Below are 17,857 nucleotides of genomic sequence, written 5' to 3'. Positions count from 1 at the left end.
GGGCCGGCTCACAGCTGGGGCATGACGTTCTCGGCGAACCGGTGAAGCTGCTCTTCGACCTTGCTGTAGGCGTCGCCCGGCATGGCCGGGAAGATCATCAGGTTCTCCAACCCCAGCTGTTCGTCGTACCACTTGATCTGTTCTGCGACCTCGTCTGCGGTGCCCACGATGCAGGTCTTTTGTTCCATCGATTCCTCGAGGCTGGGGATCAGGCCTGGTGCGGCCGGCCGGCCATCGGCACCCATGTAGCCCTTGCTCCAGCCGTAGGGCCCCAGGAACTTCCAGAACTCGTCGTGCCCGGCGCGCATGCCCTCGATCGCCTGCTCGTGGGTGTCGCCGATGTGGATGCTGAGGGTCAGCATGCGCTTCTCACCACGGCCGAGCGCCTGGTTGTGGTGCTGCGAATAGATCTCGGCGAATCGCTCCCAGCGTTGCTTGACGAACGAGTGATGGTTGTTCCAGAACACCCCGCCCCATCCCCACTTCGGAACCTGTTCGAGGGTGGGAGGTGAGGTGATGGCCTGCCACGTCTCGTATGGGTACAGCGGGCGTGGCACCAGGGTCAGGGTCTCGACGAAGCCGCCGCGGTCTGGGATGCCCGGCGCCGGGAAGTGATAGACGTCGCCATGGAATTTGAAGGTCTCGTTCTGAAGCGCCAGCTGGATGACCTCCATGGCCTCCTCGAACTGCTTGCGGTTGACCTCGTCGGCGGCGGCCATGTCGGGGTTGTCGAAGCTGCCGATCTTGGTGCCCAGGTTCTCGGCCTCGCGCGGCACGGTGCCGCGCCCCACGCCCAGGATCGCCCGACCGCCCGAGATGTTGTGCAGCGTTGCGAAGTCCTCGGCCAGCTTCAGCGGGTGCCACTGGGGCACGATGTTGAACGCCATGCCGATGCGGATGTTGTCGGTGCGTTCGGCCATGATCGCCCCGAGCAGGATGCCGTTGGGCACGATCTCGTAGCCCTCGTATTGGAAGTGGTGCTCGGTCAACCAGTACGAGTCGTAGCCGAGCCTGTCGCTCAACACCGCCATGTCGACGATCTGCTCGGTCCCCCGCCAGATCTGTTCGTTGGTGAACCGGCGAGACATCGGGTCGGGCGGGCCCGCGCCCACCTCGTCCATCTCGACGCCGCCGAACAAGAAGACTCCTACGCGCATGGCCCAACTGTAGGCTCACCAGCTCATGGCCGAATCACCCGCCACGACATCGGTTCGCAAGGGGGTCTGGCTGTTCCCGTCGGCTCCGGCAATGCGCATGGTCGAGGCCGTCATCGCGGCCGAGCAGTGCGGGCTCGACGAGATCTGGCTGGCCGACGAGGGGGTCAGCCGCGAGCCCATGGCCATATTGGCGGCCGCAGCTGCCGAGACGTCGTCCATCACGCTGGCCACCGGAATCACCTCGCCCCTGCTGCGCCACCCGGGGGCGTTGGCGTCGACCGCCATGACCATCGACGAACTCAGCGGCGGACGCTTTCGCCTGGGAATCGGCCTGGGCGGCGGGCTTTCGCTGGATCCCTTCGGCATAGAGGTGCAGCGCCCGGTCGGTGTGATCAAGGACGCCCTGTTGACGGCCCGATCGGTGTTCGACGGGCAGGCCACCCAGCACTACGGCCCGCCGCCGCACGCGGCACCGCCGCGCCGCGTAGGCCTGTGGGTCGGAGGACGGGGGCCCCAGATAGTGCGCACTGCCGCCCGCCACGGCGACGGCGTGTTCGTCAGCGGGTGCAGCCCCCAGCAACACGACTCGATCGCCAAGAACGCACGCTCGGTCAACCCCGACGTCGGGCTGGCGTTATACCAGAGCGCGGCCGACGTCGAGCTGGATCACTGCTCGACATGGGATCAGGTCGGCCCCGTGCTGGAGGCCGAGGCATCTCGCATCAGGCCCAGCTCGGTTGGCATAAACCTCGTCGACCTCAACGCCGGCGACCACGACCCGGTCGAGCTGGTGCGCCGCGCCGCCCAGGTTCTGGCCCAGATCAGCAGTCCCTGATCACCTGGTACACGGTCTCGTGGGGCACCTTCTCGTATGCACCCATATTGCGGACCACCTCGTCCAGCGCCGCCTGAGGAATGGCCTTCCACTGCTCCATCGTCTCCCACCAGATGACGGCGTGCACCCGGAAGGGATCTGCCTCGTCAACCCACATCTGCTTGCGGACGAAGCCGTCCTGCTGCTCGAGGAACCGGCTCCAGTTGGACTCCTCCGCCGTCAGCCACTGGGCCCGCTCGGCGGGGTCCACCACGAATGTCAGAAACTCGACGACCATTTGCGCCAAAATAGCCTCCGCGGGCGACCCAGACGTCAGATTGGCATCAGAGAGCGTTAAGTAAGACGAAAATGTTTTCGCGATGGCATTCGTACTAAGGTGTGGCTCGCCTGCCCGAACGGCTTCCCACAACCGTCTCACGATTGGTACTAGCAACCCATGTCGAGCCCGGCACTGTCATTCCACAACATCGGGATGGTCTTTCCCGACGGCACCGAAGCTCTCAAAGACGTCAGCTTCTCCGTCGACAGGGGCGAGTTCGTCACCGTCGTGGGCCCGTCGGGTTGCGGCAAGTCGACCCTGCTGAAGATCGCTTCGGGTCTGCTCAAGCAGACTTCTGGCGATGTCAGCGTCGACCGCGCCCGCATCGGTTATGTGTTCCAGGATGCAACCCTGCTGCAGTGGCGCACTGTCAAGCGCAACGTCGAACTGTTCGGCGAACTGCACGACATCCCCAAGGCCGAGCGGTCAAAGCTGGCCCAAGACGCCATCGACCTGGTCGGTCTCAGCGGTTTCGAGAACCACTACCCCAAGTCGCTGTCTGGTGGCATGAAGATGCGTGCTTCGTTGGCCCGCACCCTCACGCTCAAACCCCCAGTGTTCTTGTTCGACGAGCCTTTCGGCGCGGTCGACGAGATCACCCGCGAGAAGCTCAACGACGAGACCCAGCAGCTGTTCCAGCGCGAGGGGTTCGCAGGCCTGTTCATCACCCACTCCATCGCCGAGGCGGTGTTCATGTCGACCAAGGTGCTGGTCATGTCCGCCAGGCCCGGCCGCCTCATCGCCGAGTACGACATCCCCTTCGAATACCCACGGTCACCAGAAGTCAGATTCGATCCCGAGTTCGCCAAGCTCAGCGGCGAGATCTCCCACGCACTGCGAGGAGGACACTCATGACAGCCATCGACGAAGAATCCGCCGAGATTCTCACCGAGGTCAGCGAGGCTCACATGGGCCTTCACGACGCTCCTCCGCCCCAGGCCTACCGGGTCAAGTCTCGCCAGCGCGAGCTCGCCGAAACCGTCCTGCCTCCGCTGGTGGTCGGCGCCGCAGCGCTGGGCTTTTGGTATTTCGTCTCCTACGTCATGCTCGACGAGAGCAGGCGCTTCCTCCTCAAGCCGCCCCACAAGGTCATTGCGGTGGGCTTCCTCGAGTGGGACAACTTCTCTGAGATCCTCCAAGCCCTTTGGTCCAGCACCAAGGTCGCTCTCATCGGGCTGGTCATCTCGATCGTTCTCGGCATGCTGCTGGCCACCATCATGAGCCAGGCCAAGATCATCGAGCGGGGTTTGTTCCCGTTCATGGTGACCCTACAGGCCATTCCGATCCTGGCCATCGTGCCCCTCATCTCGTTCTGGTGGGGCACGGGCACCACATCGCGAATCGTCGTGTGTGTGATCATCTCGCTGTTCCCGATCATCGTGAACACGCTGTTCGGTCTGCACAGCCCCGAAAAAGGTGTCCACGACCTGTTCACGTTGCACGGCGCCAACCGCGCCACCCGTCTTCGCAAGCTGATGTTCCCGTCGGCCATGCCCGCCATCTTCGCTGGCCTGCGAATCTCGGCGGGCCTGTCGGTCATTGGCGCAATCGTCGGTGACTTCTTCTTTGGCCGAGGCGAGGTAGGCATCGGGCAGCGCCTCAAGCAGTACGCCAGCCAGCTCGACGGAGAGATGCTCCTGGCCGCCGTCATCATGTCGTCGGCGCTGGGCGTCACCGTGTTCCTGGTGTTCGGGTGGATCCAGAACGCGGCCATCGGCAAGTGGCACGAATCGAGCGGCGCGCGGGCCTGAACCCCAGGCCCGGGCCGTAACAAAGATGTCGGTTCGCCCCAGCGGCGGGCCGCTACAACCCAGGGAGGGACATTGAGAAAGAAAGCCTGGCTGAGAATCCTGGCCTTGCTAGCGATCTTCGGCATGCTCGCTGCAGCATGCGGAGATTCCGACGATTCCGACTCCGCCGACGGCGGAGGCACCACCGAGACCACCGCCGAAGGCGGCTCCTCGGATAACACGGCACCGGCCACCGACATCGCAACCGATTTGTCTGGTGTATGTCCGTCGCCTTTGGTGATTCAGACCGACTGGCATCCTGAGGCTGAGCATGGTGCTTTGTACGAGATGATCGGTGATGGCTATGAGCTCGACACCGAGAATCTGATCGTTCGTGGCCCTGGCCAGCTGGGTGGTCAGCCGTTGGGCATCGACATCGAGGTGCGTGCTGGTGGCCCGGCCATCGGTTTCAACCCGCCACGGGTGAACATGTACACCGATGACTCGATCCACATCGGCTACGCCAACATCGAGTCGTCCACGACGGCCTTCGACGACACCCCGCTGATCGCGGTCGCTTCTCCGCTGGAGAAGAACCCGCAGATGGTCATGTGGGACCCACAGACCTACCCGGATGTGCAGACCCTCGAGGACGTGGGCGAGGCCGGCATGGCCATCAACCTGTTCGGTCTCGACGGCTTCCCCGAGTACTTCGTCGCCGCAGGCATCTGGAGCCAGGACCAGCTCGATCCGTCCTATGACGGCACACCAGCCCGGTTCATCGCCGAAGGCGACATCGCCCAGCAGGGCTTCGCCTCGGCCGAACCATGGTCGTACCTGAACAACTTCGAACAGTTCGGCCGTGACGTCGCCTTCCAGCTCCTGCACGACGCAGGCTGGACCGGCTACTCACAGACCCTGTCGGTCAAGCCAGACGACCTCGAAGAACTCAGGCCCTGCCTCGAGCTGTTCATCCCCGTCGTCCAGCAGTCGGTGATCAACTTCGCCACCGATCCCGCCCGAGCCAACGCGATCATCGTCGACGCCGTGGCCAGCAACGACGCCGGCTGGGTCTACCCCGCCGAACTCGCCGAGTGGTCCGTCGGACAGCAGATCGCCCTCGGCCTGGTCGGCAACGGCCCCGACGGCATCGTCGCCAACATGGACGAAGCCCGCATCCAAGAGACCATCGACGCCCAAGCACTCGCCGGCGTCGACCTCCCAGAAGGCCTCACCGCCGCCGACCTGTTCACCAACGAATTCATCGACCCCAACATCGGCTTCCCCGCCGGCTTCGGTGGTGGCGATGATGCAGCCGCCGGAGGCGACTCCGACGACATGGCCATGGACTACGACCTTTCTGGTGTGTGTCCGTCGCCTTTGGTGATTCAGACCGACTGGCATCCTGAGGCTGAGCATGGTGCTTTGTACGAGATGATCGGTGATGGCTATGAGCTCGACACCGAGAATCTGATCGTTCGTGGCCCTGGCCAGCTGGGTGGTCAGCCGTTGGGCATCGACATCGAGGTGCGTGCTGGTGGCCCGGCCATCGGTTTCAACCCGCCACGGGTGAACATGTACACCGATGACTCGATCCACATCGGCTACGCCAACATCGAGTCGTCCACGACGGCCTTCGACGACACCCCGCTGATCGCGGTTGCTGCTCCGCTGGAGAAGAACCCGCAGATGGTCATGTGGGATCCGCAGACCTACCCGGATGTGCAGACCCTCGAGGACGTGGGCGAGGCCGGCATGGCCATCAACCTGTTCGGTCTCGACGGCTTCCCCGAGTACTTCGTCGCCGCAGGCATCTGGAGCCAGGACCAGCTCGATCCGTCCTATGACGGCACACCAGCCCGGTTCATCGCCGAAGGCGACATCGCCCAGCAGGGCTTCGCCTCGGCCGAACCATGGTCGTACCTGAACAACTTCGAACAGTTCGGCCGTGACGTCGCCTTCCAGCTCCTGCACGACGCAGGCTGGACCGGCTACTCACAGACCCTGTCGGTCAAGCCAGACGACCTCGAAGAACTCAGGCCCTGCCTCGAGCTGTTCATCCCCGTCGTCCAGCAGTCGGTGATCAACTTCGCCACCGATCCCGCCCGAGCCAACGCGATCATCGTCGACGCCGTGGCCAGCAACGACGCCGGCTGGGTCTACCCCGCCGAACTCGCCGAGTGGTCCGTCGGACAGCAGATCGCCCTCGGCCTGGTCGGCAACGGCCCCGACGGCATCGTCGCCAACATGGACGAAGCCCGCATCCAAGAGACCATCGACGCCCAAGCACTCGCCGGCGTCGACCTCCCAGAAGGCCTCACCGCCGCCGACCTGTTCACCAACGAATTCATCGACCCCAACATCGGCTTCCCCGCCGATTTCGGTGGCTGATCCGTTCGTTGAACTGAACGCCTGAAAGATGGGGCCGGCGCTTCGGCGCCGGCCCCATCCTGGTTTTCTCCCGAACCCTCTGCTGTACTGCGATGCGCGATTACGGACTTGCCGGCCCCGAAACCAAGCGGGCCGAACAAATGGGCCTGGCCGACGCCGAATGGTTCAGACCCGAAATAGACGACGACACGCTGCGACAACTCGCCGTGCGTACCAACCTTCGCGGGTCACTCGACCAGGCGCTGTGGCTGGGCCTGCTGGTGATGTTCGCATGGCTCATATGGATCTCTTGGTGGTCGTGGTGGACGATCCCAGCGTTCCTTGCCTACAGCGCGCTCTATGGCGGCGCCGCCGATTCTCGCTGGCACGAGTGCAGTCACGGCACCGCGTTCCGAACACGCTCGGCCAACGACGCCGTGTACTACGTGGCTTCGTTCATGCTGCTCCGCGGACCAACGGTTTGGCGATGGTCGCACTATCGCCACCACAACGACACCATCATCGTGGGCCGCGATGCCGAGATCGCGTTCAAGCGTCCGCCCAACCCGTGGTTCACCCTGGTTGGGTTGTCTGGGCACTGGGTGATCCCCGAGATGGGTGGGCGCCTGCTGCGCCACGCCAGAGGCCAGCTGGACGATGCCGTGCTGGCCACCGTGCCGGCCCACCTACACAAGCGGGTGGTGTGGGAGTCGCGGGTGTTCGTTGCCATTCTGGCCGCGGCGGTTGTCGCATCGGTGGTTTTGTGGACGCCGCTGCCCGTGCTGTACGTGGGTGTTCCCTCGGCCACAGGGGCGTGGCTGATGTCGTTCTTCGGCCTCACCCAGCACGCCGGAATGCGCGAGGACGTCCTCGACCACCGGCTCAATAGCCGCACGGTCTACATGAACCCGGTGTTCAGGTTCCTGTACCTGAACATGAACTATCACGTCGAGCACCACATCTTCCCGGCTGTGCCATACCGCAACCTGCCTGCGTTGCACCGCGAGATCGCAGACCAGCTGGCCCCTCCCAAGACCAGCACCATCGCGGCCTACCGCGAGATCTTCCGGGCGATGAAGCACCAGCGCATCGATCCGAGCTGGGAACTCGACATCGAGCTGCCACCGGCCAGACGCGCCTCGGCCCGCATCGACTCGACGATCTGGACACCGACCAAAGCCGAAGACGGCTGGTACGACATCGGGCCGGTCGACGAGCTGGTGCCGGGCCGCCTGAGCGGTGTGGTGTTGGACGAGCGCAAGGTCATGCTCTACCGGCTCGACGACGGCTCGGGTGTGCCAGAGGTTTGTGCCGCCGACGCCACGTGTACCCATGGCAGGGTCGACCTTTGCACAGGTCTGCTCATCGACGGCCAGATCGAATGCCCCAAACACAACGGCCGCTTCGACGCCCGCACCGGCGAGCCCGTGTCGCGACCCGTGACCAAGCCCATCGCCGTGCACGATGTCCAGATCCGCCGAGACCGCATCCGCGTGCGCCCCACCGGCTGACCAGAGGGTGATCAGCGGTGGACGGTGGAGGTCTGAAGCGATTCGGCCACCAGGCGCCCGGCCTTGAACACCTTGCGAGACATCGGTGCATCGGCGATGGCGCCACGAATCGAAGGAGCATCGATGGCAACCAGATCGGCGGGTGATCCGGGGGCTATCGAAACCGGCGCCAGGCCGATGGCCCTGCGCACGTTGTTCGACACCATGTCGTAGGCGTCGTCGGGAAGCTGATGGCCCGCCATGACCATCAGCGCCGCTGTCTCCAGCGGATCGGAACGGCCGACCAGGTTGAACGGATCCTGGACGTTGTCGGCACCTGCGCCAACCAGTGCCCCGGCTTCGCGCAGCGCTCTGACTGCGGTGAGGCCCCGTGGTGTGGCGGTCGGATGGTCTCGCCCCTGCAGGAACAGGTTGGTTTGTGGCAGCGGGAACACAGCGATGTTGGCCTCGGCAACCAGCCTGGACACCTCGGCCTGCACGGCGGGGGGCTGCATGCCCAGGGTGACGCAGTGGCTGGCTGCGACCAGACCGTCGAAGCCGGTGTCGATCACCTGCTGTGCATAATCACGCAAGAACAACACGCTGGGGTCGAGCATCTCGTCGGTGTGCAGATCGATGCCGATGCCGGCTTCGGTGGCGGCCTCGATCACCATGGCGATCAACCCGGTTCCGTTGGGGTCCAGATGCGGGCAACCGCCGACGAAGTCGACGCCCTCTTCGATGGCCATCGCCAACGCCTTGCGCACCTCGGCGCCCTCGGGGCCGGTGGCCGGTGTGTCGATTAGCGCCACCGTCTGAACATCGAGCAGCCCGTCGAAGCGGGCCGCTGCTTCCTGAACCGCCCGAAGGGCCGCGGTCTTGTTCGAGCTCAAGACGTTGACGTGCGTGCGAACGGCCGTGACGCCATGTACCAGCAGCAACTCCATGGCCGCTGCGGCGCGCTCGACGATGTTCTCGTGGCCGAACAGCCCCTTGGCTGCAGCCTCCTTCCAGGCGCCGATTGCGCCCATCAGATCGCCCTTGGGGTTGGGCACCTCCTCGGCGGTCAGGGCCTTGTCGAGGTGGGCGTGAGGCTCGGCCATTGCCGGCAACACCAGCCAGCCACCTACGTCCACAGTTGCACCACCGGTCGACGAACCAGCGTCGGCGACACTGGTGATGGTGCCGTTGGCGGTCGTGATGTCGACCAGGCGACCGTCCGACAGCCTTGCGTTGGTGATGGTCAGATCGCGAGCCGGGGTCATCAGGGATTCTCCGAGGGGGTTGTTAGTGGGTGGATCATTGATCGACAGGATGTGCGCGCCACCTCGCGGCCCTGTCGGTAGACGATGCGATTCATAGGCGCATCGGCGATGGCAGCCCTGACCGACGCGGCGTCGACCACCATCAGGTCGGCCGGGTCGCCCGGGCGGAACTCGACGCGGTCTAGGCCCAGCGCCTGGCGCACATCGTTGGACACCATGTCGTAGGCGATGTCGGGCAACACATGGCCGGCCATCACCATCAAGGCGGCGGTCTCGAGCGGGTCGGAACGGCCAACCAGGTTGTAGGGGTCTTGAACGTTGTCGGCACCGGCGGCTACCAGGCACCCGGCGCGGCGCAGAGCGGCGACGGCTGTCAACCCCCGGGGCGTGGCAGTGGGCTGGTCGCGACCCTGCAGATACAGGTTGGTCTGAGGCAATGCGATCACGGCGATGCCCGAGCGGGCCACCACTTGGGCCACCTCGGCCTGGCGAGCAGCGTCCAGCATGGCCAGGCTGACGCAGTGGCTCGCTGCTACCCGTCCGGCGAAGCCCGTCTCGATGACGCGGCTGGCCACGTCCAGAACGGTCAGCACACTGGGATTCAGGGTCTCATCGGTGTGCAGGTCGATGTCGAGCCCGGCCTCGGCTGCCATGTCGAACGCATAGCGCACGTGCGCGGCCGCATCATCGTTCAGGTGTGGGCAGCCTCCCACCACATCGACGCCCAGTTCGATGGCGCGTTCGAGCGCCGCGCGGGCGCCTGCTCCCTCCGGCCCGACCATGGGCCCACCTGTCAGGGCAACGATTTGCAGATCGATGACCCCCTCGAAGCGTCTCTTGACCTCGAGCATCGCCTCGACGTTGACCGCGCCCACCTCCGGTGTCACGTTGATGTGCGTGCGCACTGCCGTGGTGCCGCGGGCGACCAGACGATCGAGCGCATCGGTTGCCCGCTCGACACAGTTCTCGGGGGTGAACATGCCGGTGGCCGCGGCGTCGGCCCACGCCCTGACCGCTCCTGGCAGATCGCCGGTGGGGTTTGGCACCCGCTCGGCGGTCAGCGCCTTGTCGAGATGGGCGTGAGGCTCGCCCATGGCGGGCAACACCAACCAGCTGCCCAGATCGTCACCGGGGCGCACAGCTGCAGGGTCGTGATCGACGACCTGGGCCATCGCCCCGTCCACCACCTCGATGTCGAGCAGGCGCCCGTCGGAGGTCCGACAGTTCGTCAGCCAGCTCACCGCTGAACCAGCCACTTGTCGACCAGGTTCTTCGACATGGTGCTCATCGATTCCTCGAAACGTTCGGCGTCTGCCAGTTGCCGCTCGAGGTCGTGAGCGTGCGGCCGCCCGTCCAGGTGGCGGTTGTCGGACCACCAGCGTGCGATGTCGCGGCCCCTGGCATCTGGGTGGAACTGAACCCCCAGGGCCGTGCTGCCGATCGAGAACGCCTGGGCCTCGAACAGTTCGGTGCGTGCCAGCAGCACGGCATCTGCGGGCAGGAGGTCGATGCCCTCCGAGTGGGCCTGGTAGACGGCCTCTACGCCGTCGAACAGCTCGGCCCCGGCCGGGGCAACATCGAGCGGGTAGTAGCCGAACTCACAAGCCCCATCTGGCCGCTCGCGTCGACGAACCGAAGGCAGCGGCCAGTATCTGGGCCCCAGGCACACACCAGGTATGGCACGTGGCGCTCGACGCACCGCCTTGCCAGCGCTATCTCGTCGGCCATCCACGGATGCTCGGGGGCCCGCCAGATGCTGACGTCGCCCCCACCGACCATCACTGCGGCGAATGCGTCGGGATCGGGCAGCTCGTCTCCTTCGCGAGCACACACGAATTCGACCTCGAACCCGGCCGCTTCGATGTGGTCTAGCAGGCGCGAATCTGACCATTCTCGCCGGTGGATCACCGACAACACCCGAGTCACCGCTTGACGACCTGCCGCTTCGGGCCCTCGGTGGGGTCGACGTAGGGTTCGGCCGAGCTGTCGATGCGCTGGGCCAAGAACTCGGTGGCCGTGACGGGCTCATAGTGGCAAGGGTTGTCGGCGGTGACGCAGGTAGCGATGCAGTCGACGATGGTGTCGCGGTTGGGGTTGACGAAGAACGGGATCGAGATGCGATCGCCTTCGGCCGGCCCGACGACTCGGTGCGGTGTCGACTTGTAGATGTCGTTTGTCCAGCGAGCCAGCATGTCGCCGAGGTTTATCACCAGGCTTCCGGCAGGCGCCTCGACAGGTGTCCATTCGCCACCCAGCGGCTTGACCTCGAGCCCGGGCACACCATCTGTGGCCAGCATGGTGATGAGGCCATAGTCGGTGTGCGCGCCGGTGGGCACCGGCAGGTCGCCGTGTTCGTCGGCCTCGACAGGCGGATAGTGCAGGAACCGAAGACGGCACTGGGGGTCGCTCATCCGCTGCGCGAAGAAGTCGAGCTCGATCTCGAGCGATGCGGCCAGCGCCCTCAGCAACACGGCCCCGGCCTTCAGCGCCGACTGCTGATAGTTGCGCACCGCAGTCTCGAGGCCGTCGAGCGCGGGCAGGGCGACCTCGCCGGCAAGGCCCATGTCCAGATACTCGGTGTTGTCGCTCTTGCGGCTGGTGTCGATGGCCGTCGACGAGTGCGGAACGAACCCGTATCGCTCGACCCGGGGTGTGCTCTCCTTGAACTCCTGCGGCTGGTCGAAGAACCGTCTGGCCATCGTGAACAGCTCGGCCATCTCGGTGTCGAGGCGATGCCCCACAACCACGAAGAATCCGGTGTGGGTGCAGGCGTCTCGGATCCGACCTATCAGGTCGCCGGCCGCCTGGCTGTCGAAGTCGTCCAGCAGGGGGCCGATGTCGAGGATCGGTGGGGAAATTGGTGCGCTCATGGCTCCTCCGTTACAAGGTTGTGTACGCGCCTTCGTTGGGAACGACGCGAGCTCGTTGTGGAGGCGGGCGATGCCGGTTTCTGCGACCTTGTCCGCCGAGGCGGATGTGGGGTCGATGGTCACCGCAGGGCCACTCACCGTGCCATGCCGTTGATGCTAACACCCGCGTGACGGGCCATCATGGGGCCATGACCGTCGTCAACGATCTCAGGACCTACATAGCAGCGCTCGAAGAGGCCGGGCAGCTGGCCCGTGTACGCCAGCAGGTCTCGCTCGAGCACGAGCTGGCCGACGTCGCTGCCACGCTGGCGCGCTCAGATGCCGGCGCCGGCCTGTTCGAGAACGTCGGCGGCAGCTCGTGGCCGATCTTCTGTGGCGGTGTCTCGTCCAACCGGCGCGCCGCTCTGGCACTCGGGTGTCAACCGAGCGAGGTCATCGATGTCATGGAGCGTGTGCTCGAGCCCGAGAACGGTATAGCTCCCGTCGAGGTCGAGACCGCAGGCTGGCACGACAACTTCGTCACCGGCGACGAGCTCGACAGCGCCATATTGCCGATACCAGTGCACAGCCGGGGCGACGGTGGAGCGTTCATCACCGGGGCGGTGACCGTCGCCAAGGACCCCATTTCGGGACGCGGCAACCTGGGCTACAACCGGATGCTGCGGCTGGCGCCCAAGAGGTTCGGATTCAACGTCAACGAATGGCGCGACGTCGGCACATTCTGGAAGTCGCGCGAAGACCCCGACGCTGCGTTTCCAATCGCGTTGGCCATCGGGCTCGACCCGGCGGTGATGATCGCCGCGGGTGTCAAGACCCCGGTCGACGAGCTGTTCATCGCCGGCGCCATCCGCGGAAAGGGCATCGAGGTCTGCCGCGGCCGAACAGTAGACGTCATGATCCCCGCCCACGCCGAGATCGTCGTCGAGGGTCTGCTGCACCCGGCCCAGCGCGAACCCGAAGGGCCGCTGGCCGAGTTCCACGGCTACCACGGCGAGCCTTGGAACAGCCCCACGTTCGAGATCACGGCCATCTCGTGGCGTGACAACCCGATCTATCAGACCATCATCCCCGGCTGGTACGAGCACATCTACATCGGCAACGTGTTGCCCCGCGAGCCGTTGCTGCGCCGCTTCGTTCGCCACCTCGATCGCACCGCCGACGTACACATACCGCCCTACGGCAACGGGTTCCTGGCGCTGATCCAGATCGACCGCGACAACCCGGGCACGCCGAAGAACCTGGCCATGGCCGCCATGGCTGCCCACATCAACATCCGCAACGTCGTGGTCGTCGATCGTGACGTCGACATGTACGAACCGTCCGAGATCCAGTGGGCCATCACCAACCGGGTGCATTGGCGCGACGATGTCTTCGAGGTTCCCTTCGCCCAAGGGCACGAGATGGACCCGGTTGCCGATCAACGAGGCGTGGCCACAAAGGTGGGCATAGACGCGACATACAAGCGCGAGCGCCGCGAGTACGGCACCAGGGTTCACTACCCCCCGGTCGACCTGTCGAAGTACCTCTGATTCACACCGGGCGCCGGGTTACGCGCCTAGGGTCTTGACCGTTCTGCGCACCTTGGTGATGGCTGCGCCGATGCGGCCGTTCAGGTCGTGGATCACCATGTGCGCTGCGTTACGGCCCGGTGCGCCGAACACGCCGGCGCCGGGGAAAGTGCCTGCGCCCGAGAGATACAGGCCCGCGATCGGCGACCGGTAGCGGGTCTGGTCTCGCTGAAGGCCCAGCAGCGACTTCAGCGGTGGCGCCGAGAAAGACGGCGTGTGCCCCTTGTGCATCGAGAAGTCGGCGTCGTAGCGCTCGGGTGTCATGACGCGATAGTCGACGAGGTTGTCCAGCATGCCCGGCTGAACGTTGCGCGACCACAGGTCCAGCCAGCGCTTTGGTTCGACGTCGCGGTCCCACGGCTCGTCGCCGCCGTATGGCGTGAACAACACCTCGAGGCTCAACACATGATCTCCAGATGCGGTGCGCATGGCGTCGTCGAGCACGGATGGAACGTTCGTCAGCATCGTCGGCTGGTCGACCACACGGCCCGATTTGCGCAACGCGTGCGACACGGCCAGCTTCTCGGGGCTTGGGTTGATCCACAGGGTCGGTTCGAGAAGATCGACGCCCGGAACCCTGCCCGCCAGCTGGTCGAACGCCTCATAGCGAGGAACCTGGCGAATGATGGCGTCGAGCTTCGACTGATACCCGGGCTGCTCTGGGGCGTCGGCCCAACGAGCGACGGCCTTTCGCGCCGCGGGCGGCACCTCGTCGACCCAGTCGACATACACCCTCTGGGGGTCACAGGCGGCCACCACCGTGTTGGCCGACAGCACCGTCCCGTCTTCCAGGACAACACCCTCGACACCGTCTGAGCCCACCAACAGCCGCTCGACCCGGGCCGATGTCTGGACCCGCCCACCGGCAGCTTCGAACCGAGACCTGATCGAGTCGGTCAGCCCGCCAGAGCCCCCTACCGGTCGGCCGCTCTTGACCAGGTGGCGGGTTGCATAAAGCCCGGCCGCCGATCCGGTGCCCGGTGCATCGGGCGATGCTCCCCACATCGTCGGGCCGCTGCTGATGGCCGGCATAACCAGGTGCCAGTCGTCGAAGTAGTCGCCCAGCACATCGGTGAGGCTCCGACGCGACCACTTGAGCAGGGTCGCTGCGCCCGCCGCTTTGCGACGCAACGCGGTCGCCACCATCGCCGGCGTGCTGGGGATGGTGCGGGCGATCTCGAGCGACAGTTCGATCACCGGCGTGGCATCGGCCAGATAGCGGCGATAGCCCTCGACCTGACGCGGGTGCACGGCTGCCAACTCGTCGAGTTGCCGTTCGACCTCGTGGAAGAACATGAAGGGTTCGGAACCGTCGTGGAACAGCTGGATCGAGCTCACGTCCGACTCGAGGTAGCGCAGCCCGTGAGATTCCAGGTCGAGCTCGTCGATGATGGGCATCGCGCGGATCATCGTGTGGTCGCAGTTGCAGATGTTGAACCGTGCGCCCAGATCGGCCTCGGTCGAGGCGAGGCCCCCCACCGTCGAGCGGGCGTCGAGCAATAGCGTGTCTATGCCGGCTTTGGCCAGGTACGCGGCGCAGATGAGCCCGTTGTGCCCGGCTCCTACGACGATCACATCAGCGTCGGCCACGGTGTTCCTCTCTCGCCACGTGTCTCGGCAGAAGCCGCCTAGCGTAACCTCGGTTCGGTGCAACGAATCGTGGTCGCCATAACCGGAGCCAGCGGATCGGTATATGGCGTCCGCGCTCTGCAGATGCTGCGCAGTGCCGGCTACGAAACCCATCTCGTCATCTCGGCGGCTGCCAAGACCACCATCGGTGTCGAGACCCAGATGAGTGTCTCACAGGTCGAGGAGCTCGCCGATCATGTCCACGGTTCGCGCGACATTTCGGCGCCCATCAGCAGCGGATCGTTTCGCACCGCCGGGATGATCGTTGCTCCGTGCTCGATCAAGACGCTGTCGGCCGTGGCCTCGTCGTATTCGGCCGACCTTGTCAGCCGGGCCGCCGATGTCACGCTGAAGGAGGGCCGCCGCCTGGTGCTGATGGTGCGCGAGACACCGTTCCACCGAGGGCATCTTCGGCTCATGGACCAAGCCGCCCAGGCTGGCGCGGTCATCTTCCCGCCGGTTCCGGCGTTCTACAACGAGCCCCGAACCATCGACGACCTGGTCAGTCACAGCGTCGGTCGTGCGCTCGAGCACCTGGGTGTCGACGTACCCGATTTGCAGCGCTGGCACGGGGGCTGAGCCGGCACCACCGACGGCGCAGACGGGATCTGGGACTGTGGAAGGCGAGCTAGCCTGCGGCCATGGCAGGATTCCTCGATGATCTGACAGGCCCCGAAGCCGAGCGAGTTCTCGCTGGTGCAACCGTTCTGGTGCCTGTTGGTGCGGTCGAGCAGCACGGCCCGCACCTGCCACTGTCGGTCGACTATGTCATTGCCGATGCCGCCGCCAAGGCCGTCGTTGCCCGTCTGGGCGACGATCTCGACGTATGGGCGCTACCGACCCTGCCCTACTCGAAGTCGAACGAGCACGCCTGGTCCAAGGGCACCATCTGGCTTTCGGAGTCGACGATGGACGCCATGTTGGGAGACATCGCCGCGTGCGTGGCCAAGGCAGGTGCCAAACGCCTGGTGTTCTTGAACGGGCACGGGGGCAACACCACCCAGCTCAACGTGGTGTTGCGCGAAGCCCGACTGAACCACGGCCTGCTGACGTTCCTGCTGCATCCGTTCGTTCCGCCCGCCTACTCGGCTCCAGATCCGAACGCGGCAGAGTCGACCGAGCTCGGCATGGGAATCCATGGTGGCCAGGACGAGACATCGGTGATGATGCACCTGCGGCCCGACCTGGTCGACATGAGCAAGGCCGTTCGCAACGTGCCCGAGTGGTTGGCCGCCAACGACCACGTCAAGTTCGGTGGCTCGGTGCAGTTCGGCTGGCTGTCGAACGACTTCGGCGACGTAGGCCATATCGGCGACCCGACCGGAGCGTCGGCCGAACTGGGTGCGCGCCTGTTCGACGAGGCCGTCGGTTTCCTGTGCGATCAGCTCCGCGAGATCGTCACCTTCGACTTCAGTCGCTGACGCCCCATGCACCCACGTAGCGAGTGGGCTTCACCCTGACGAGCAGTTCATCGGGGTCGGCGTTGCGTTCCCCGAACTGTTCGGCACGCTCGTCGCCGACGAAGCGGCGGCAAGTCTCGGTGGCCCAGTACTTCATGGCCGCCGGATCGTCGGCATAGGTCGCAGTCGAGGCCACCCCGTCTATGCGAGCGAAGTGGAACGGGAACTCCATCTCGTCGACACAGATCGACACCCTCGGGTCTCTGGCGATGCACCTGGCTTTCAGGCTGCCACTGCCCATCACGAACACCAGGTCGCCGGTGGCCGGGTCGACATCGAACCAGATCGGCACCACGTGTGGGCTGCCGTCCTTGCGCACCACTGCGAGCTTGCCCGTGCGCGATCCGGTGGTCATGAACTCGACCACCTCTTCGTCGGTCATCGGCTTCATCGTTCCCCACTTCTTCGCCTTGCCGCCCGACCCTACCCTCGCCGGTTCTGCCGAAGCGCGCCAGGCGCCCGAGGGTCAGGGGGCGATGGGGCCGTAGAAGGGTGTCTCGCCCTTGACGGCGGCCCAGCGGCGGGTGCCGTACTCGAAGTGCCACCACTCGCCCGGATAGATGACAAACCCCTGGGCCTCCATCGCCCAGAACAGGGCTCGGCGGATGTGGCGATCGGGGCCGGCCTGGTCTTCCAGAGCAGCGGCGAATGCGAGTGAAGTCGTGTCGTCGAACCCGGTGCCGGGGGCCAGCGGAACACCGTCCCACGTCAGGGTCAGGTCTACCGCTCCCCCGGTCAGGTGAGGTGGCGGTGTCTCTGGGTCTAGCGATGGGTCGGCGAGAAAGCCAGGTTCGACATCGGGCATCGCCAGGCTGGCGGTGTACATCTCCTGCTGCAGTTCGAGGGGCCTCCAACCATCGAACACTGCGAGCCCCCAGCCCGGTGGGAGCGAGTCGGCCACCGAGTACAGGCGCTGGCACACCTCCAGCCGAAGGAAAGTGTCGGTGACGGCGTGCGCCCACCCCGCGTGCCAGTAGTTGGACAGCAGCCGGATTCGACGATGTCGCACCAGCACCAGCTCGTCCCCGATCCGCGCCGATACCGGCTGGGGTTCAGGGTCGACCAAGGCGGGGAGGGGGTGGTCGGCGATGAGGGGCTCGGCACCACCGAACGCCTCGACCGCGGGCACCGTGAATGTCGGCTCATCGAAACGGGGACTCACGT

18 protein-coding genes are annotated in these 17,857 nt (G+C 65.4%); 9 read left to right on the top strand and 9 right to left on the bottom strand.

All coding sequences use genetic code 11. The features are described from left to right. Positions 1 to 8 precede the first annotated feature (8 nt). A complete protein-coding gene (locus R2770_03000; GenBank protein MEZ5279415.1) occupies positions 9 to 1,157 on the bottom strand; it encodes an LLM class flavin-dependent oxidoreductase in 1,149 nt (382 codons plus the stop codon). A 25-nt stretch (positions 1,158 to 1,182) separates the two neighbouring features. Here R2770_03000 and R2770_02995 point away from each other — a divergent pair, with 25 nt between their 5' ends. Continuing rightward, the gene (locus R2770_02995; protein MEZ5279414.1) at positions 1,183 to 1,992 is read left to right on the top strand and encodes an LLM class flavin-dependent oxidoreductase; all 810 of its coding nucleotides are present in this window, start codon (positions 1,183 to 1,185) and stop codon (positions 1,990 to 1,992) included. Here the strand turns inward: R2770_02995 and R2770_02990 are convergent. Further along, a complete protein-coding gene (locus R2770_02990; GenBank protein ID MEZ5279413.1) occupies positions 1,979 to 2,269 on the bottom strand; it encodes a TIGR03792 family protein in 291 nt (96 codons plus the stop codon). The two genes, R2770_02995 and R2770_02990, sit on opposite strands and share 14 nt — an antisense overlap. Before the next feature lie 159 nt (positions 2,270 to 2,428). Between R2770_02990 and R2770_02985 the strand changes: the two genes are divergently transcribed. The 4 genes from R2770_02985 to R2770_02970 all read left to right on the top strand — a co-directional run bounded on the left by R2770_02985 (position 2,429) and on the right by R2770_02970 (position 7,922). Continuing rightward, the gene (locus tag R2770_02985; protein ID MEZ5279412.1) at positions 2,429 to 3,166 is read left to right on the top strand and encodes an ABC transporter ATP-binding protein; all 738 of its coding nucleotides are present in this window, start codon (positions 2,429 to 2,431) and stop codon (positions 3,164 to 3,166) included. After that, positions 3,163 to 4,062, top strand: a complete 900-nt coding sequence (locus R2770_02980; protein MEZ5279411.1) for an ABC transporter permease — start codon at positions 3,163 to 3,165, stop codon at positions 4,060 to 4,062. Before R2770_02985 ends, R2770_02980 begins: the two co-directional genes overlap by 4 nt. A gap of 72 nt (positions 4,063 to 4,134) precedes the next feature. Further along, positions 4,135 to 6,432, top strand: coding sequence for a hypothetical protein (locus R2770_02975; GenBank protein ID MEZ5279410.1), 2,298 nt, complete (start codon positions 4,135 to 4,137; stop codon positions 6,430 to 6,432). Between the two features lie 92 nt (positions 6,433 to 6,524). Continuing rightward, positions 6,525 to 7,922, top strand: a complete 1,398-nt coding sequence (locus R2770_02970) for a fatty acid desaturase (GenBank protein ID MEZ5279409.1) — start codon at positions 6,525 to 6,527, stop codon at positions 7,920 to 7,922. An 11-nt stretch (positions 7,923 to 7,933) separates the two neighbouring features. Here the strand turns inward: R2770_02970 and R2770_02965 are convergent, their stop codons facing one another. The 3 genes from R2770_02965 to R2770_02955 are packed head-to-tail and all read right to left on the bottom strand — an operon-like array spanning position 7,934 to position 10,835. After that, the gene (locus R2770_02965; GenBank protein ID MEZ5279408.1) at positions 7,934 to 9,166 is read right to left on the bottom strand and encodes an amidohydrolase family protein; all 1,233 of its coding nucleotides are present in this window, start codon (positions 9,164 to 9,166) and stop codon (positions 7,934 to 7,936) included. Beyond that, positions 9,166 to 10,407 (bottom strand): amidohydrolase family protein, encoded by a 1,242-nt coding sequence (locus R2770_02960; protein ID MEZ5279407.1) that lies wholly within the window; start codon positions 10,405 to 10,407, stop codon positions 9,166 to 9,168. The genes R2770_02965 and R2770_02960 overlap by 1 nt, the downstream gene beginning before the upstream one ends. Next, a complete protein-coding gene (locus R2770_02955; protein MEZ5279406.1) occupies positions 10,404 to 10,835 on the bottom strand; it encodes a hypothetical protein in 432 nt (143 codons plus the stop codon). The genes R2770_02960 and R2770_02955 overlap by 4 nt, the downstream gene beginning before the upstream one ends. A 14-nt stretch (positions 10,836 to 10,849) precedes the next feature. Between R2770_02955 and R2770_02950 the strand changes: the two genes are divergently transcribed. Continuing rightward, positions 10,850 to 11,038, top strand: a complete 189-nt coding sequence (locus R2770_02950) for a hypothetical protein (GenBank protein ID MEZ5279405.1) — start codon at positions 10,850 to 10,852, stop codon at positions 11,036 to 11,038. Between the two features lie 50 nt (positions 11,039 to 11,088). On the opposite strand, the gene R2770_02945 is transcribed toward R2770_02950, so the two are convergent. Beyond that, a complete protein-coding gene (locus R2770_02945) occupies positions 11,089 to 12,036 on the bottom strand; it encodes a 2OG-Fe(II) oxygenase family protein (GenBank protein ID MEZ5279404.1) in 948 nt (315 codons plus the stop codon). A gap of 188 nt (positions 12,037 to 12,224) precedes the next feature. Here R2770_02945 and R2770_02940 point away from each other — a divergent pair, with 188 nt between their 5' ends. After that, complete coding sequence (locus R2770_02940; GenBank protein MEZ5279403.1) at positions 12,225 to 13,565, top strand: UbiD family decarboxylase; 1,341 nt, start codon at positions 12,225 to 12,227, stop codon at positions 13,563 to 13,565. A gap of 18 nt (positions 13,566 to 13,583) precedes the next feature. Here the strand turns inward: R2770_02940 and R2770_02935 are convergent, their stop codons facing one another. Then, entirely contained in the window at positions 13,584 to 15,194 is a 1,611-nt protein-coding gene (locus R2770_02935; protein MEZ5279402.1) for an NAD(P)/FAD-dependent oxidoreductase, read from the bottom strand. Positions 15,195 to 15,251: 57 nt separating this feature from the next. On the opposite strand from R2770_02935, the gene R2770_02930 reads away from it, so the two are divergent. Both R2770_02930 and R2770_02925 read left to right on the top strand, forming a co-directional pair. Further along, the gene (locus tag R2770_02930; GenBank protein ID MEZ5279401.1) at positions 15,252 to 15,812 is read left to right on the top strand and encodes a UbiX family flavin prenyltransferase; all 561 of its coding nucleotides are present in this window, start codon (positions 15,252 to 15,254) and stop codon (positions 15,810 to 15,812) included. A gap of 62 nt (positions 15,813 to 15,874) precedes the next feature. Further along, positions 15,875 to 16,654 (top strand): creatininase family protein, encoded by a 780-nt coding sequence (locus R2770_02925; GenBank protein MEZ5279400.1) that lies wholly within the window; start codon positions 15,875 to 15,877, stop codon positions 16,652 to 16,654. Here the strand turns inward: R2770_02925 and R2770_02920 are convergent. Continuing rightward, entirely contained in the window at positions 16,644 to 17,075 is a 432-nt protein-coding gene (locus R2770_02920) for a PPOX class F420-dependent oxidoreductase (protein ID MEZ5279399.1), read from the bottom strand. The genes R2770_02925 and R2770_02920 overlap by 11 nt on opposite strands. An 84-nt stretch (positions 17,076 to 17,159) precedes the next feature. Further along, positions 17,160 to 17,855: a M15 family metallopeptidase gene (locus R2770_02915; protein MEZ5279398.1), complete on the bottom strand. Its 696-nt coding sequence runs from the start codon at positions 17,853 to 17,855 to the stop codon at positions 17,160 to 17,162. Positions 17,856 to 17,857: the final 2 nt, after the last annotated feature.

It is taken from the genome of Acidimicrobiales bacterium, assembly GCA_041394185.1.
GTDB lineage: Bacteria > Actinomycetota > Acidimicrobiia > Acidimicrobiales > Poriferisodalaceae > JAAETH01.
Note: the sequence above shows the minus strand (reverse complement) of the source record. Positions and strands in the feature narration are given on the sequence as shown.

What these genes read in the sequence shown, in the direction of transcription:
- R2770_02985 (MEZ5279412.1), top strand. Translation starts at nt 2,429, where the DNA reads ATGTCGAGCCCGGCACTGTCATTCCACAACATCGGGATGGTCTTTCCC.
- R2770_02945 (MEZ5279404.1), bottom strand. Translation starts at nt 12,036, where the DNA reads ATGAGCGCACCAATTTCCCCACCGATCCTCGACATCGGCCCCCTGCTG.
- R2770_02995 (MEZ5279414.1), top strand. Translation starts at nt 1,183, where the DNA reads ATGGCCGAATCACCCGCCACGACATCGGTTCGCAAGGGGGTCTGGCTG.
- R2770_02990 (MEZ5279413.1), bottom strand. Translation starts at nt 2,269, where the DNA reads ATGGTCGTCGAGTTTCTGACATTCGTGGTGGACCCCGCCGAGCGGGCC.
- R2770_02970 (MEZ5279409.1), top strand. Translation starts at nt 6,525, where the DNA reads ATGCGCGATTACGGACTTGCCGGCCCCGAAACCAAGCGGGCCGAACAA.
- R2770_02925 (MEZ5279400.1), top strand. Translation starts at nt 15,875, where the DNA reads ATGGCAGGATTCCTCGATGATCTGACAGGCCCCGAAGCCGAGCGAGTT.
- R2770_02920 (MEZ5279399.1), bottom strand. Translation starts at nt 17,075, where the DNA reads ATGACCGACGAAGAGGTGGTCGAGTTCATGACCACCGGATCGCGCACG.
- R2770_02965 (MEZ5279408.1), bottom strand. Translation starts at nt 9,166, where the DNA reads ATGACCCCGGCTCGCGATCTGACCATCACCAACGCAAGGCTGTCGGAC.
- R2770_03000 (MEZ5279415.1), bottom strand. Translation starts at nt 1,157, where the DNA reads ATGCGCGTAGGAGTCTTCTTGTTCGGCGGCGTCGAGATGGACGAGGTG.
- R2770_02940 (MEZ5279403.1), top strand. Translation starts at nt 12,225, where the DNA reads ATGACCGTCGTCAACGATCTCAGGACCTACATAGCAGCGCTCGAAGAG.
- R2770_02980 (MEZ5279411.1), top strand. Translation starts at nt 3,163, where the DNA reads ATGACAGCCATCGACGAAGAATCCGCCGAGATTCTCACCGAGGTCAGC.